This is a genomic window from Mycobacterium neumannii (genome assembly GCF_002245615.1).
Lineage (GTDB): Bacteria > Actinomycetota > Actinomycetes > Mycobacteriales > Mycobacteriaceae > Mycobacterium > Mycobacterium neumannii_A.
In genome coordinates this window covers 120,222-134,645 of record NZ_NKCO01000002.1, presented here as the reverse complement: position 1 = coordinate 134,645, position 14,424 = coordinate 120,222, and the positions used below count along the sequence as shown (strand labels likewise).

General features: G+C 65.4%; 14 protein-coding genes. 6 read left to right on the top strand and 8 right to left on the bottom strand.

From position 1 onward, the window contains the following. Positions 1–139 precede the first annotated feature (139 nt). Positions 140–1,429 (bottom strand): cytochrome P450, encoded by a 1,290-nt coding sequence (locus CEX88_RS03295; protein ID WP_094292397.1) that lies wholly within the window; start codon positions 1,427–1,429, stop codon positions 140–142. Positions 1,430–1,552: 123 nt separating this feature from the next. Here CEX88_RS03295 and CEX88_RS03290 point away from each other — a divergent pair, with 123 nt between their 5' ends. From CEX88_RS03290 to CEX88_RS03280, 3 genes are all read left to right on the top strand, one after another. Further along, a complete protein-coding gene (locus tag CEX88_RS03290) occupies positions 1,553–2,167 on the top strand; it encodes a TetR/AcrR family transcriptional regulator (protein WP_094292396.1) in 615 nt (204 codons plus the stop codon). Positions 2,168–2,294: 127 nt separating this feature from the next. After that, a complete protein-coding gene (locus CEX88_RS03285) occupies positions 2,295–3,134 on the top strand; it encodes a mycofactocin-coupled SDR family oxidoreductase (RefSeq protein ID WP_068201008.1) in 840 nt (279 codons plus the stop codon). A gap of 74 nt (positions 3,135–3,208) precedes the next feature. Beyond that, positions 3,209–4,129: a TIGR03619 family F420-dependent LLM class oxidoreductase gene (locus tag CEX88_RS03280; protein WP_202931358.1), complete on the top strand. Its 921-nt coding sequence runs from the start codon at positions 3,209–3,211 to the stop codon at positions 4,127–4,129. 51 nt (positions 4,130–4,180) lie between these two features. On the opposite strand, the gene CEX88_RS03275 is transcribed toward CEX88_RS03280, so the two are convergent. The 7 genes from CEX88_RS03275 to CEX88_RS03245 form a co-directional block, all read right to left on the bottom strand. Beyond that, complete coding sequence (locus CEX88_RS03275; RefSeq protein ID WP_094292395.1) at positions 4,181–5,329, bottom strand: acyl-CoA dehydrogenase family protein; 1,149 nt, start codon at positions 5,327–5,329, stop codon at positions 4,181–4,183. An 82-nt stretch (positions 5,330–5,411) separates the two neighbouring features. Further along, positions 5,412–6,557, bottom strand: a complete 1,146-nt coding sequence (locus tag CEX88_RS03270; protein WP_068201015.1) for a thiolase family protein — start codon at positions 6,555–6,557, stop codon at positions 5,412–5,414. Then, positions 6,550–7,344 carry an enoyl-CoA hydratase/isomerase family protein gene (locus CEX88_RS03265; RefSeq protein ID WP_094292549.1) on the bottom strand — a complete coding sequence of 265 codons (795 nt, stop codon included), beginning with the start codon at positions 7,342–7,344 and terminating at the stop codon, positions 6,550–6,552. Before CEX88_RS03265 ends, CEX88_RS03270 begins: the two co-directional genes overlap by 8 nt. An 8-nt stretch (positions 7,345–7,352) precedes the next feature. Beyond that, positions 7,353–8,573 (bottom strand): CaiB/BaiF CoA transferase family protein, encoded by a 1,221-nt coding sequence (locus tag CEX88_RS03260; protein WP_094292394.1) that lies wholly within the window; start codon positions 8,571–8,573, stop codon positions 7,353–7,355. Continuing rightward, the gene (locus tag CEX88_RS03255) at positions 8,570–9,328 is read right to left on the bottom strand and encodes an SDR family NAD(P)-dependent oxidoreductase (protein WP_094292393.1); all 759 of its coding nucleotides are present in this window, start codon (positions 9,326–9,328) and stop codon (positions 8,570–8,572) included. The genes CEX88_RS03260 and CEX88_RS03255 overlap by 4 nt, the downstream gene beginning before the upstream one ends. A 17-nt stretch (positions 9,329–9,345) precedes the next feature. Continuing rightward, complete coding sequence (locus CEX88_RS03250; RefSeq protein ID WP_066845275.1) at positions 9,346–10,512, bottom strand: acyl-CoA dehydrogenase family protein; 1,167 nt, start codon at positions 10,510–10,512, stop codon at positions 9,346–9,348. 140 nt (positions 10,513–10,652) lie between these two features. Further along, entirely contained in the window at positions 10,653–11,948 is a 1,296-nt protein-coding gene (locus tag CEX88_RS03245) for an amidohydrolase family protein (RefSeq protein WP_094292392.1), read from the bottom strand. 260 nt (positions 11,949–12,208) lie between these two features. Here CEX88_RS03245 and CEX88_RS03240 point away from each other — a divergent pair, with 260 nt between their 5' ends. Genes CEX88_RS03240 through CEX88_RS03230 form a run of 3 tightly spaced genes read left to right on the top strand, consistent with a single transcriptional unit; the run spans position 12,209 to position 14,404 of the window. Beyond that, positions 12,209–12,748 (top strand): carboxymuconolactone decarboxylase family protein, encoded by a 540-nt coding sequence (locus CEX88_RS03240; RefSeq protein WP_094292548.1) that lies wholly within the window; start codon positions 12,209–12,211, stop codon positions 12,746–12,748. Positions 12,749–12,753: 5 nt separating this feature from the next. Continuing rightward, positions 12,754–14,082, top strand: coding sequence for an aromatic ring-hydroxylating oxygenase subunit alpha (locus tag CEX88_RS03235; RefSeq protein ID WP_068201024.1), 1,329 nt, complete (start codon positions 12,754–12,756; stop codon positions 14,080–14,082). Then, positions 14,075–14,404 carry a hypothetical protein gene (locus CEX88_RS03230; protein ID WP_066845268.1) on the top strand — a complete coding sequence of 110 codons (330 nt, stop codon included), beginning with the start codon at positions 14,075–14,077 and terminating at the stop codon, positions 14,402–14,404. The genes CEX88_RS03235 and CEX88_RS03230 overlap by 8 nt, the downstream gene beginning before the upstream one ends. The last annotated feature ends 20 nt before the right edge of the window (positions 14,405–14,424 follow it).

The window sequence follows — 14,424 nt, the reverse complement described above, 5'->3', positions numbered from 1 at the left end:
TTCAACCAACCTAGTGAACACACAGTAGGTAGGTTTGGGCGCTGTGACAAGCGTCTCAGCCAAAATCGGTTTAGACGGCCATCACATCAGCAGGTCAAGGGCTATTTCGACCGTCGGCCATCACCGCCGCGCCCGATTCCTACCGGCGCGTGAACTCGATGTGCAACTCCGTCAGCCCGCGCAGCAAAAAAGTCGGCTCGTAGGCGTAGCGGCGCTCACCGGCCGGACCGTGGGCAGACTCGCTGATCCGGATGTCGCGCATGCGTTCGAGCAACCTCTGCACGGTGATGCGGCCCTCCACTCGAGCCAGCGGCGCGCCCGCGCAGGAGTGGATCCCGCGACCGAACGCGATGTGCTCGCGCACGTTCTTGCGGTCCGGTCGGAACTCGTGCGGATCGTCGAACTTGCGTGGGTCTCGATTGGCGGCGCCGAGGCACAGCATCACGATCGTGCCTGCCTTCAGCGCCACCCCGCCCAGCGTGGTGCTCTTGCGGACGAGCCGGAAGTCGACCTTGGTCGGTGAGTGCATACGCAGCGCCTCTTCGATGAACGCCGGTATCCGCTCGGGGTGCTCGCGCAGCATCTGCTGGAAGTCCGGCCGGTCCCCGAGGGTCTGCACCGCCGCGCTGAGCAGCTTGGTGACGGTCTCCTGCCCCGCGGCGAACAGGAACGTCGCCGGCTTGACCACCTCGATCAGCTCCGGTGTCGAGCCGTCGGGGTACACCGCCGTGGCCATCCCCGACAGCACGTCGCCGCGCGGTTCGCGGCGACGCTCGGCGAGATAGCCGGCGAACTTGTCGTCGAGATACTGCAGCGGGTCGCGCCCCACCGGGGCGCCGTCGAGCGCGCCGACGCGCGTGCCGTAGCGCTCCTCGACGCCGAGCGCGGCCAGAAACTCCGGACGGTCCTCCTCGGGCACGCCGAGCAGGTCGATGATCGCCGACGTGGCGAAGGGCTTGGCGTATTCGGAGAGGAACTCGCAGCTCCCCTCTTCGGACTCCGGGCCGATGATCTGGTCGATCTGACTGTCGACCAGTTGCCACATGTAGTCCTCGTTCTCCTTGAGCCTGCGTGGTGTCAGGAGTTTGGTCAGCAGCGACCGGGCCCGCTCGTGGGCCGGCGGGTCCATCACGACCATGTGTTCGTGGATCGGAAACAGATGGCGGTGCGCCTCGATCTGTTCGGTGATGTCGTCGCCGTCGGGGACGAACGGCAGCGGCGGGAACGGCCCGCCGATCGCGTTGACCGCCGAGAAGGAGTCGTGATCCTTGAAGGCCGCCACCACTTCGGCGTAGCCGGTGACGGCGACGACGCCGTAGTTGGGTTCCCGAAACACCGCGCCCTGCCCGCGAAGGCGGTCCCAGTAGTCGTAGGGATCCTGACTGATCGCATGGTCGGAGAAGTAGTCCACCGAGGCGAGATCGGTCATCAACGGCCGTCCTTCCGGTCCTGGCGCCCGCAATCAATCTGATCGATCGATCAAACTGTTAGGATGCGCCATGCCTATCACGGGCCGTGACAGAGGGTCAAGCATTCGGGCGGAGGGTCCTTGATGCCGCGCGCCGAAAAGGTGAAACCAGCCGAAGCGGGAGCACGGCAACGCCTCATCGAGGCCACCGCGAAGGTCATGCGCGACGAGGGTTATGCCGCAGCGACGTCGCGACGCGTGGCCGCCGAAGCCGGGGTCAAACAGGCGCTGGTCTACTACTACTTCCCGACGATGGACGACCTGTTCGTCGAGGTGCTGCGGGCCGGCGCGGAGGCGTCCCTGGAGAACATGCGCGCGGCGCTCACCGACGACGACCCGTTGCGCACGCTGTGGCTGATCAACAGCGATCTGCGTCGGACCGGCCTGAACACCGAGTTCATGGCGTTGGCGAACCACCGCAAGGTGATTCGTGCCGAACTGAAGACGTATGCGGAGCGCGTACGCGACATCGAGACGGCCGCGGTCACCGTGGCCCTGCGTGCTCACGGCGTCGATCTCGACGACTACCCGCCGGTCGCCGTTTCGATGCTGATCGTGCAGATCGCGCGCAGCCTGTGCAACGAGGAGGCGGTCGGCGTCACGCTCGGACACGACGAGATGCGCGACTTCATGCAGCGCTGGATGCAATCGCTGACGGAATCGTTGACGACCGGCGGCTCGCGGCCTCCGCCTGGCTGACGCGGCATCCACAGAGCACATCACCGCGATGCGCTATCTCATGAGCCCCGACTGTTGACACGTGGGCCGATCGGTGCCACGCTCCTGATCGATCGACCAATATTTCGAGCGGCCAGAAGGTGGACACATGGGTGGACGAGTCGAGGGCAAAGTCGCGTTCGTGACCGGCGCGGCACGGGGTCAGGGCCGCAGCCACGCGGTGCGCCTCGCCGCAGAAGGCGCCGACATCATTGCCGTGGACGTCTGCAAGCAGATCTCCAGCAACGACGACATCCCCTGGGCGACACCGGATGACCTCGCCGAGACGGCCGACCTCGTCAAGAACCTGAACCGCCGCATCGTCACCGCCGAGGTCGACGTGCGTGACTACGACGCACTCAAGGCGGTCGTGGACGGCGGCGTCGAACAGTTGGGCCGACTCGACGTCGTCGTCGCCAACGCCGGCATCGGCAACGGCGGCGCAACGCTGGACAAGACCAGCGAAGACGACTGGCGCGACATGATCGACGTCAACCTCTCCGGCGTGTGGAAGACCGTGAAAGCCGCGGTCCCCCACATTCTTTCCGGCGGGCGTGGCGGTTCGATCATCCTGACCAGCTCGGTCGGCGGCCTCAAGCCCTACCCCCATACCGGCCACTACATCGCCGCCAAGCACGGCGTGATCGGCTTGATGCGCACGTTCGCCGTCGAACTGGGTCAGCACTCGATCCGGGTCAACGCCGTCTGTCCCACGAACGTGAACACGCCGCTGTTCATGAACGAGGGGACCATGAAGCTGTTCCGTCCCGATCTGGAGAATCCCGGACCCGACGATCTCGCCGTCGCAGCCCAGTTCATGCACGTGTTACCGGTTGGCTGGGTGGAGCCCGAGGATGTCAGCAACGCCGTCCTGTTCCTCGCATCGGACGAGTCGCGCTACGTCACGGGCCTTCCCGTGACGATCGACGCCGGCAGCATGCTCAAGTAGCCCGGGCGATTTCGGTGCAGTACGTATCGCTCAGCGACTCGAAGTGCACCCAAATCCCGTGATAGGAGTCCGTCGTGAAGCTTGTGTTCAACCTTCCGCACATGCTGCGGCTCAAGGCCATGATGCAGCCGTGGGAAGCATCGGTGACGGGTGCCGACCAGACGCGGATGGCCAGGTGCGCCGACGAGTGGGGCTACGACATGATCGCGGTGCCCGAGCATTTCGCGATCCCCAACGACCACGTCGAACTGTCCGGTCCGCACTATCTGCAGTCGACTGTCGCGCAGGCGTATCTCGCCGGTGCCACGCAGCGCATCATGCTTAATTCGTGCATCACGGTGCTGCCGCTGCAACATCCGATCGTATTGGCGAAGTCGCTGGCCACCGCCGACTGGATGAGCAGCGGCCGCATGATGGTGACGTTCGGAGTGGGCTGGCTGGAACGCGAATTCGACCTGCTCGGTGTGCCGTTCCGCGAACGCGGCCGCATCGCCGACGAATATCTGGCTGCGATCGTCGAACTGTGGACCAGTGACTCGCCCAGCTTCGACGGCACGTATGTGTCCTTCGATGACATCGCCTTCGAGCCCAAGCCGATTCAGAAGCCGCATCTGCCGATCTGGATCGGTGGCGATGCCGACGCGGCCCTGCGCAGGGCGGCGAAGTACGCGTCGGGTTGGTGGTCGTTTCTCACCCCGCCCGACAAGATCGCCGAGCGCCTCGGCTTCATCAAGTCCCAGCCGGGCTACGACGGACGCCCGTTCGACGTGGTGCACGGGCTGGGAACGAACCGGGTGGGCGAAGGCCACACCGTGCAGGACGACCCCGATGGCCGGCCGGGCATGAGCGCCGCCGAGATCGTCGACCGGTTGGGCTGGCTCGCGCAACAAGGCGTCACCGTCAGTGCGGTTCCCCTGCCACCCGTGAGCGGCGTCGACGAGTACCTCGACTACGCGCAGTGGGTCATCGAAGAAATCAACCCGCAGCTTCCCTAGTGATTTCGGTGCACTACGTATCGCTCAGCGACCCGAAGTGCACCGAAATCGCTAGAGGCCGAGCGACTTGGCGATGATCACCTTCATCACCTCACTGGTGCCGGCGTAGATGCGCGCAACGCGGGCGTCGGTGTACAACCGCGCGATCGGATACTCCATCATGTAGCCGTAGCCGCCGAACAACTGCAGACAGCGGTCCACGACACGCTGCTGCATCTCGGTGCAGAACAGCTTCACGCGGGCCGCATCCGCGCCCGACAACTCGCCGTCCACGTGCAGGGCCACCGCGCGATCCAGCATCGCCTGTGCGGCCTCGACCTCCGCCGAGCAGGCCGCCAACTCGAACTTCGTATTCTGGAATGACGCCACCGGAGTCCCGAATGCCTTGCGGCTCTTGGTGTACTCGATCGCAGCCGCGATCGCCGAGCGCGCCTGCGCGACCGATCCGACCGCGACGGTGAGCCGCTCCTGGGGCAGATTGTGGCCGAGGTAGCTGAAGGCCTCGCCTTCTGCGCCCAGCATGTTGGCTGCCGGCACGCGGACGTCGACGAACGAGAGTTCGGCGGTGTCCTGGACCTTGCAGCCCATTTTCTCCAGCTCGCGGCCTCGGGTGAACCCGGGCATTCCGTCCTCGACGACGAACAGTGTGAGCCCCTTGCGCCGGTTGTCGGGATCGGTCGAGGTCCGCGCCACCACGATCACCAGGTCAGCCTGCATACCGCCGGTGTTGAACGTCTTGGCGCCGTTGAGAATCCAGTCGTCACCGTCGCGGACCGCGGTGGTGCGCACACCGGCGAGATCGGATCCGGTGCCCGGTTCCGTCATCGCGACGGCGGTCAGCAGCTCACCGACGGCGAGTCCGGGAAACCACCGCTTCCGTTGCTCCTCGTTGGCATAGTGCAGGAAGTACGGGAGGATCACCTCGAGCTGGGTGCGCACGGTCGACAGCGTGACCAGTGCGCGCGCCGCCTCCTCTTGCAGCACAACGTTGTAGCGGTAGTCGGAGGTACCACCTCCGCCGTACTCCTCAGGGATGGCCATGCCGAGCATGCCCAGCGACCCCATCTGTTTGAAAACCTCGCGGGGCATGCGGCCGCCCTTCTCCCACTCGGGATAGTGCGGGACCACTTCCTTTTCGACGAAGTCACGGGCCAGTTCGCGGAACGCCTCATGGTCGTCGGTGAACAGGCTTCTCTGCACGCGGGTCCTCCCGTGAAGTCAGGCGACGTGTTGGGGCACCATCGCCAGCGATGGGTTCTATCAAGCCGCTAGGCGATGGTCGCTACGCGATGAGTTCGACCAACGTGGCGTTGGCGGTTCCGCCGCCCTCACACATGGTCTGCAGGCCGAACCGAATCCCGTTGTCGCGCATATGGTTGAGCATCCGCGTCATCAGCACCGCGCCCGAAGCCCCGAGTGGATGTCCCAATGCGATTGCCCCGCCGAGCGGGTTGAGTTTGTTCTCGTCGGCGCCGGTCTCGGCCAGCCATGCCAGCGGCACCGGCGCAAACGCCTCATTCACTTCGAACACACCGACCTCGTCGAGGGCCACTCCGGCCTTGTGCAGAACCTTCTCCGTCGCCGGGATCGGACCGGTCAGCATCAGCACCGGGTCGGCGCCGGTGACCGCACCAGCGCGGTAGCGCGCGATCGGGTTCAGGCCCAGCGCCACGGCGTTGTCGGCGGCCATCACCAGCAGTGCTGCGGCACCGTCGGAGATCTGTGACGAGTTACCCGCGTGGATGACGCCGTCGTCCTTGAACGCCGGCTTGAGCCCCGCGAGCTTCTCGACCGTGCTCCCCCGCCGCACGCCTTCGTCGGCGACGACGGGCTCACCGTCGGTGAACACCGGCATGATCTGCGATTCGAACGCACCCTTGTCCTGCGCGGCGGCAGCCAATTCGTGTGAGCGCACCGAGTACTCGTCAAGCCGGGTGCGCGAGAAGCCCCACTTCTGGGCGATCAACTCCGCCGAGATGCCCTGGTTGAAGGAGAAATCGGCGTAGCGCTCCAGGACTTTGGGGCCGTACGGCATACCGGTGGCGCGCGCCGAGCCGAGCGGCACCCGGCTCATCACCTCGACCCCTCCGGCGACCACGACGTCCTGCTGACCCGACATCACCGCGTGGACAGCGAAATCGAGCGCCTGCTGGCTGGATCCGCAGGCGCGATTGACCGTGGTGCCGGGGATGGTTTCGGGCCAGCCCGCCGCGAGCGCCGCATAGCGGCCGATGTTGCTGGACTGGTCGCCGACCTGAGAGACGCAACCCCACACCACGTCGTCGACGATGTCGGGATCGATACCCGCACGCTCCACCAGCGCGTTGAGCACGATCGCGGACAGGTCGGCGGCATGCATCTCCGACAGTCCGCCGTTGCGCTTGCCGACCGGCGTGCGCACGGCCTCCACGATTACGGTTTCACGCATTGTTCTTCTCCGATCCGGGCCCGAGCGCCCATCGACCAGTAAATACGGCCTCGCGTTTCCCGGCGAACGCGGCATAGGCCTCCGTCGAATCCGCGGTGGCGAAGTTGCCCGGTTGGGCGCGGGCCTCGTTGGCCAGCGCCTCCCGCAGCGTGGCGTTGGCCCCGTCGTTGAGCAGCGCCTTGCTCTGCGCCAGCGCGACCGGTGGGCCCGCTGCGAGCCGTGCCGCCAGATCCGCGACGAAGCCGTCGATCTCGTCCGTGGGCTTCACCCAGGTGACCAAGCCCAGCGTGTGGGCCTCCTCGGCGTCGATCATGTCGGCCAGCAGCACCAGGCGCTTCGCTTGCTGCAGACCCACCATCTTGGGCAGCAGCCATGAACCGCCGAGGTCGACCGACAGGCCGCGCTTCGAAAAGATCTGGCAGAACCGGGCTTCCGGTGTCGCCACCACGAAGTCACAGCCCAACGCCAGGTTCCAGCCCGCCCCGACGGCAACCCCGGTCACCTTGGCGATGGTGGGCACGGATAGTTCGTGCAGCGCCAGCGCGACGTCGGTGAGCCGGCGCAGCTTGTGCCGCGGGTGGATGTCCTCGGGTACGCCGATGTCGGCGCCCGAGCAGAACGCCCCACCCGCCCCGGTGATGACCAATGCGCGCAGCGCGGTGTCGCGCGCGGCCGCCCGCAGCGCATCGGCCAGCTCCTCCCACAGCTGCGCGTTGATCGCGTTCTTGCGGTCCGGCCGGTTCAGCGTCAGGGTCCGCACCCCGTCGCTGTCGGAGGTCAACAGCACGTCACCGCTCACGAGTACGCGGGTCCGATCACTCCGTCCGCGCGCAACCGCGCGAGATCTTCTGCCGTGAGGCCTAATTCGCCGAGGACGGTGTCGGTGTGCTCGCCCAGACCGGGCACCGCCCCCATCGGCTGTTCGAAGCCGGTGATCACCGGCGGCGGGCGCAGCGCGCGGATGTCTCCCTTGGGCGTGGCGACGGTGCGCCACCGGTCCCGAGCGGTGAGGTGGGGGTGCACGACGACCTCGCTGGGCACGTTGTATCGCGAGTTGCCGATTCCGGCGTCGTCGGCGATCTTCTGAATTTCGGCGAGATCACGTTGAGCACACCAGGATCCGATGGCCTCCTCGAGGATCTCGCGGTGGGCGCACCGGTCGGGGTTGGTGGCGAAGCGGGGATCCTCGGCGAGGTCGGGACGGTCGATGATCTCGCGGGCCACCCGCTGCCATTCCCGGTCGTTAGTGGTGCCCAGCACCACCGTCTGACCGTCGCGCGTCGGGAACGCCCCATAGGGCGCGACCGCCGGCGAGCCGACGCCGAGCGGTTCCTGGTCGATGCCCGAATGCTGGGTGTAGGTCAACTGATAACCCATCACGTCGGTCATCACGTCGAACAGGCTCAGCGCGACAGACGGACTCGCGGCCCCGGCATCGCCCCTGGCTCGTCCGACCAGCAGCGCCAGGATGGAGATCGCCGCATACAGGCCCGTCGAGAAGTCGGCCATCGCGGGTCCCGGTTTGGCCGGCATCCCCGGATAGCCGGTGACCGCGCACGATCCCGACTCCGCCTGCACGAGAAGGTCGTAGGCCCGTTTGTGCGAGATGGGACCACCAGGGCCGTACCCGTCGATCTCGACGGGGATCACGTTGGGGTGACGGGCCGCAAGGTCGGCCGGGGCCAGGCCCATCCGCGCGGTGGCTCCCGGCGCGAGGTTGGACACGAACGCGTCCGCCCGATCCAGCAGGCGGTGCAGAAGGTCCATACCCTCGGGCGCCTTGGTGTTCAGCGTCACCGACTCCTTACCGCGGTTGCACCAGACGAAGTGTGCGGCCAACCCACCGGGGCCGTTGACCACGTCGTCGTAGTCACGGGCGAAATCACCCCCCTTGGGGTTCTCCACCTTGATCACGCGGGCGCCGAAGTCAGCGAGCACCCGGGTGCACATCGGCGCGGCGACGGCCTGTTCCATCGCGACGACCGTGACGCCGCTCAGTGGCGCTGCGGCGCTCACATCACCATTCCGCCGTCGACCGGCAGCACCTGTCCGGTGATGTAGGACGCGGCGTCGGACGCCATGAACACGAACGCGCCGGCGACCTCCTCCGGGTCCGCCCACCGCTTCATCGGAATGCGGTTCATCATGTTCGCCGAGAACTTCTCATTGGTGCGAATGGTCTCGGTCATCGGGGTCGCTGCCAGCGGCGCCAGCGCGTTGACCATGATCTTCTTGGTGGCCAGTTCGCGCGCAAGGGATTTGGTGAACCCGATGATGCCCGCCTTGGCCGCCGAGTAGTTGACCTGGCCGAGCGTGCCCGTCAGGCCGGCCGCCGAGGTGACGTTGACGATGCGGCCGGTGCCGTCGGTCGGGATGTGCGGCAGCGCGGCCTGGGTGACGTTGAACGCGCCCATCACGTGGATGTCGAACAACAGGCGGAACGACTCCTGCGTCGTCTTCTCGAACATCGCCAGCTTGGTCACGCCCGCGTTGTTGATCAGGATGTGCAGGGCACCGTCGGCCAGAGCGGCCGCCTGTGCGGCAGCGGCATCGGCGGAGTCCCGATCGGCGACGTCGAGCGCGGTGGCCTCGGCGCGCCCACCGTCGGCTGAAATGCGTTGCGCCACCGCGGCTGCGGCGTCCTTGTCGATGTCGGTGACGAGCACCGCGGCGCCCGCGTGGGCCAGGGCCTGCGCGACCGCCGAGCCGATACCGCCGGCGGCACCGGTCACCAGCGCCGAACGGCCCGACAAGTCGAAATAGTTGACCATCAGTCAGGGCTCCATCGTCAGTAGCTGCGCGGCAGCCCGAGAACGTGCTCGCCGAGGAAGTTGAGGATCATCTCCTGGCTCACGGGTGCGATCTTCATCAGCCGCGACTCGCGGAAGTAGCGGGAGACGTGGTACTCCTCCGAGTAACCCATGCCGCCGTGCAATTGCAGGGCCCGGTCGGCCGCGCCGAAACCGGCGTCAGCACACAGGTACTTGGCCGTATTGGCTTCGCGCCCACACGCTTTGCCGTTGTCGTAGAGCCAGGTGGCCTTGCGCAGCACCAACTCGGCCGCATCGAGGCGGGCCAGGGAGTCGGCCAGCGGGAACTGCAGGCCCTGGTTCATCCCGATCGGCCGGTTGAACACATGCCGCTCGTTGCCGTACTTCACGGCCTTCTCCAGCGCGACCCGACCGATGCCCAGCGCCTCGGCCGCGATCAGCATCCGCTCGGGGTTGAGGCCGTCCAGGATGTACTTGAAGCCCTTGCCTTCTTCGCCGACCCGGTGCGCGACGGGCACCATCAGGTCGTCGATGAACACCTCGTTGGAGCTGACGGCGTTGCGCCCCATCTTCTTGATGGGCCGGATGTCGACGCGGTCGGGGTCGAGGTCGGTGAGGAACAGCGTCATACCGTCGGTCTTCTTGGTGACCTCGTCGAACGGGGTGGTCCGAGTCAGCAGCAGGATCTTCTCGGACTCCAGCGCTTTGGAGATCCACACCTTGCGCCCGTTGACCCGGTACTTGTCGCCTTCGCGCTTGGCGAAGGTGGTGATGCGCGAGGTGTCCAGGCCCGCACCGGGTTCGGTGACGCCGAAGCAGACGTGCAGATCGCCGTTGACGATCCGCGGCAGCGTCTCGGCTTTGAGCTCGTCGGAGCCGTGCTTGACGACGGGCTGCATCCCGAAGATCGACAGATGGATGGCGCTGGCGCCGTTCATCGCGGCGCCGGAGCGCGACACCTCCTCGAGCAACAACGTTGCCTCGGTGATGCCCAGGCCGTGCCCGCCGTACTCCTCGGGGATGGTCATCCCGAGCCAGCCGCCCTTGGCGATCGCGTCGTAGAACTCCCGCGGGAACTCGTGGGCGAGGTCCTTTTCCATCCAGTAGTGGTCGTCGAACTTGCTCGCCAACTCACGGACGGACTTGCGGATCAGCTCCTGGTCCTCGGTCAGCTCGAAACTCATCCCGCCGGGCACGGTGGTTCTCCTCTTGTCATCGTCTCGCAGAGCAGTGCGCCGGCGCGTGAAGGCAGCTTCCGCACCGGCGCACTGGAAGACGCTCCTTCCGGCCCAGCGGCCGGAACTTCCGATACTTGCAGACCTCTTTAGTCCTTGTTGCCCGTCACCTGCTTGGCGCTGGCCGCGAAGTCGGCGAACGACGCGCCGGTCTTTTCCTTCTTCGACAGGGCCTGGATCGAGACGTCGTGGCCCTCGGCGGCTTTGCGCAGGGCACCCACGGTGGCTTGTTCGCGGGTGATGTGGGTGAACGGATCCCAGTGATACCAGCGCATCGCGTTCTCGAACGTCATCTTGTTGATCTCGTCGTCGGGCACGTTGTTGGCGGTGAGCACCTCGTTGAGCTGCTCGGGCGCGCCGGGCCACATCGAATCGCTGTGCGGGTAGTCGGCCTCCCAGCAGATGTTGTCGATCCCGATCGCGTTGCGGGTGGCCACCCCGACCGGATCGGCGATGAAACAGGTCAGGAAGTGCTCGCGGAACACCTCACTGGGCAACTTGCCCCCGAAGTCCTGACCCGTCCACGTCGAGTGCATCTCATAGGTGCGATCCACCCGCTCCAGGAAGTACGGAATCCACCCCGTGCCGCCCTCACTCAACGCGATCCGCAGCGTCGGGTACTCCTTGATCGGACGCGACCACAACAGATCGGCCGCGGCTTGCACGATGTTCATCGGCTGCAGCGTGATCATCACATCCATCGGCGCATCCGGAGCGGTGATCGCCAACCGCCCCGACGAACCGATGTGCACGTTGAGCACCGTCTCGGTGTCGACCAACGCGTCCCACATCGGCTTCCAATGATCGAAATCGTGGAAACTCGGATATCCCATCGCCGCCGGGTTCTCGGTGAACGTCAACGAATGCACACCGCGCTCGGCGTTGCGCCGGATCTCGTTGGCACACTCGGTCGGATCCCAGATCACCGGCAGCGTCATCGGGATGAACCGCGCCGGATAAGCCCCGCACCACTCCTCGACATGCCAGTCGTTGTAGGCCTTCACCAAAGCCAGCGAGAACTCCTGATCCTCAGTGGCGAACAACCGACCCGCAAAACCCGGAAACGACGGAAAACACATCGACCCCAAGATGCCGCCGGCGTTCATGTCCTTGACCCGCTCATCGACCTGCCAGCAACCCGGCCGGATCTCGTCGAGCCCCTGCGGCTCCAGGCCGTACTCCTCCTTCGGCCGGCCCGCCACCGCATTGAGCGCCACATTCGGAATCACCGTGTCACGAAACTGCCAGGTGTCCGAACCATCGGGGTTGTGCACCAACCGCGGCGCCTCATCGATGTACTTCTTGGGCAGGTGGTTTTTGAACATATCGGGCGGTTCGACGATGTGATCATCAACGCTGATCAAGATCATGTCGTCCTTGTTCATGCCCGTTCCTTTCGTCGCGTCCCCCGAGGCTAACTATCCGGACTGTGCTCAGTGTGAGGAAACTATCTTCTCACCCTACGAGAATCAATGTCCGAAAGCCACCCTATGGCCTCCTGTCAGGGCAGTTAGACCCTGCGGGGCACCCGTGTGACCACCACCGATGGCCTCGAACGTTGACCATCGGCAAGAAAGGTGGAAATCTATTGGCGAAATATGAGAACCTGATTCTCATCACCGAGAGCACACAGGAAGGAGACGCCTTGCGCGTGCCGCCGCTGCCCGCAGCAGAGTGGGACGAATCCGTCGAGCAGGCCCTGTCGAGCATGTCTCCCGAACGGCGCAATCCCGAGCGGGCGGGCAACCTGCTGGCGACGATGGTCCGCCATCCGAAGTTGACCCGCGCCTTCCTGCGGTTCAACTTCCACCTGCTGTACGGGTCGACGCTGCCGCCGCGGCTGCGCGAGTTGGCGGTCCTACGCGTCGCGCATCTGACCACGTGCGAGTACGAGTGGCGCCACCACGTCGAGATGGGCCGCGACGAGGGCCTGACGGACGAGGTCATCGACGCCGTCCAACGCGGTGAGGCGTCAGATGAGCTCGACCGGGCCGTACTGCGTGCGGTCGACGAACTTCAGGACAGCGCCAATGTCTCCGACGCGACGTGGGCCGCCCTGTCCGAACACCTCGAGGATCGTCAGCTGATGGACCTCGTCTTCACCATCGGCTGCTATGGCGCACTGGCCATGGCCATCAACACTTTCGGCGTAGAACCAGACTCCGAAAATCTCGCAGAGAGGTAGACACCGTGGCATTTTTCCCAAAACCAGAAGAGGGTAGCTGGACCGAGCACTGGCCCGAGTTGGGCACCGCGCCGGTCGACTACACCGATTCGATCGACCCGGAACAGTGGAAGCTCGAGCAGCAGGCCATCTTCCGCAAATGCTGGCTCAACGTGGGACGAGTGGAGCGGCTTCCCAAGAAGGGCAGCTACTTCACGCGCGAGATGCCGTCGGCCGGTGCGGGCACCTCGGTGATCATCGTCAAGGACGGCGACGAGGTGCGCGCATTCCACAACATGTGCCGCCATCGCGGAAACAAGCTGGTGTGGAACGACTACCCCGGCGAGGAGGTCTCGGGCACGTGCCGCCAGTTCACCTGCAAGTACCACGCCTGGCGCTACAACCTCAAGGGTGATCTGACCTTCATCCAGCAGGAGGGCGAGTTCTTCGACGTCGACAAGGCCGACTACGGGTTGGTGCCGGTGCGCTGCGAAGTGTGGGAAGGTTTCATCTTCATCAACTTCGACGACGACGCCGAACCGCTCACCGAATACCTGGGCGACTTTGCCAAGGGGCTGGAGGGTTATCCCTTCCACGAGATGACCGAGACGTATTCCTATCGGGCCGAGGTCAACTCGAACTGGAAGCTGTTCATCGACGCGTTCGTCGAGTTCTATCACGCGCCGATCCTGCACATGAAGCAGGCGGTCAAGGAGGAGGCCGAGAAGCTGGCCAGCTACGGCTTCGAGGCACTGGCCTACGACATCAAGGGCAGGCACTCCATGGTGTCCTCGTGGGGCGGGATGAGCCCGCCGAAGGACATAAACATGGTCAAGCCCATCGAACGGATCCTGCACAGCGGCCTGTTCGGTCCGTGGGACCGGCCGAAGATCAAGGGCATTCTGCCCGAAGAACTTCCGCCCGCGGTCAACCCGTCGCGGCACCACGCCTGGGGTCAGGACTCCTTCGAGTTCTTCCCGAACTTCACGCTGCTGCTGTGGGCGCCGGGCTGGTACCTGACCTACCACTACTGGCCCACCGACGTGGACAAGCACATCTTCGAGTGCACCCTGTACTTCGTGCCCGCGACGAACACGCGCGAGCGACTCGCCCACGAGCTTGCGGCCGTGACGTTCAAGGAGTACGCGTTCCAGGACGCCAACACCCTCGAAGCCACCCAGACGATGATCAACACCCGTGTCGTCAAGGACTTCCCGTTGTGCGACCAGGAGGTGCTGCTGCGTCACCTGCACAAGACCGCGTGGGACCACGTGAACGCCTACAAGAAGGAAAAGGGCCTCACCAACGGACAGGCCGCCGCAACCGCGAGCGAGAAGGACGCGATCAATGCCTAAGCTGCCGGAAGAATTCGCCGACCTGGAGCGGTTCACCGACTGGTGCCTGCCCAACGAAGAGGAGCGCTACCAGAAGCGCCTGTCCTCGACGATGGAGGAGATGCAGGAGTTTTACGACGCCGGCATGGAGCGCCTCGAGGCCGTCATGGAGTACTGCGACGCCCGCTTCCCGCTGGACGGAATGCCCGAGGACGCAAAGGCTCTCATCCACATGATGCAGTCGCTGGTCAACGTGTCGTTCCCGATCGAGGTGTGGAAGCAGCCGCGCGTGCTCGACAGCGGAGCCACCTACATCACCTGCATCAGGGAGCCGGTGGTCTGACGGTGCAGATGCCCTTCACG

Coding starts and splice junctions, on each gene's coding strand:
- CEX88_RS03295 (WP_094292397.1), bottom strand. CDS start 1,429: ATGACCGATCTCGCCTCGGTGGACTACTTCTCCGACCATGCGATCAGT.
- CEX88_RS03290 (WP_094292396.1), top strand. CDS start 1,553: ATGCCGCGCGCCGAAAAGGTGAAACCAGCCGAAGCGGGAGCACGGCAA.
- CEX88_RS03285 (WP_068201008.1), top strand. CDS start 2,295: ATGGGTGGACGAGTCGAGGGCAAAGTCGCGTTCGTGACCGGCGCGGCA.
- CEX88_RS03270 (WP_068201015.1), bottom strand. CDS start 6,557: ATGCGTGAAACCGTAATCGTGGAGGCCGTGCGCACGCCGGTCGGCAAG.
- CEX88_RS03255 (WP_094292393.1), bottom strand. CDS start 9,328: ATGGTCAACTATTTCGACTTGTCGGGCCGTTCGGCGCTGGTGACCGGT.
- CEX88_RS03250 (WP_066845275.1), bottom strand. CDS start 10,512: ATGAGTTTCGAGCTGACCGAGGACCAGGAGCTGATCCGCAAGTCCGTC.
- CEX88_RS03245 (WP_094292392.1), bottom strand. CDS start 11,948: ATGAACAAGGACGACATGATCTTGATCAGCGTTGATGATCACATCGTC.
- CEX88_RS03230 (WP_066845268.1), top strand. CDS start 14,075: ATGCCTAAGCTGCCGGAAGAATTCGCCGACCTGGAGCGGTTCACCGAC.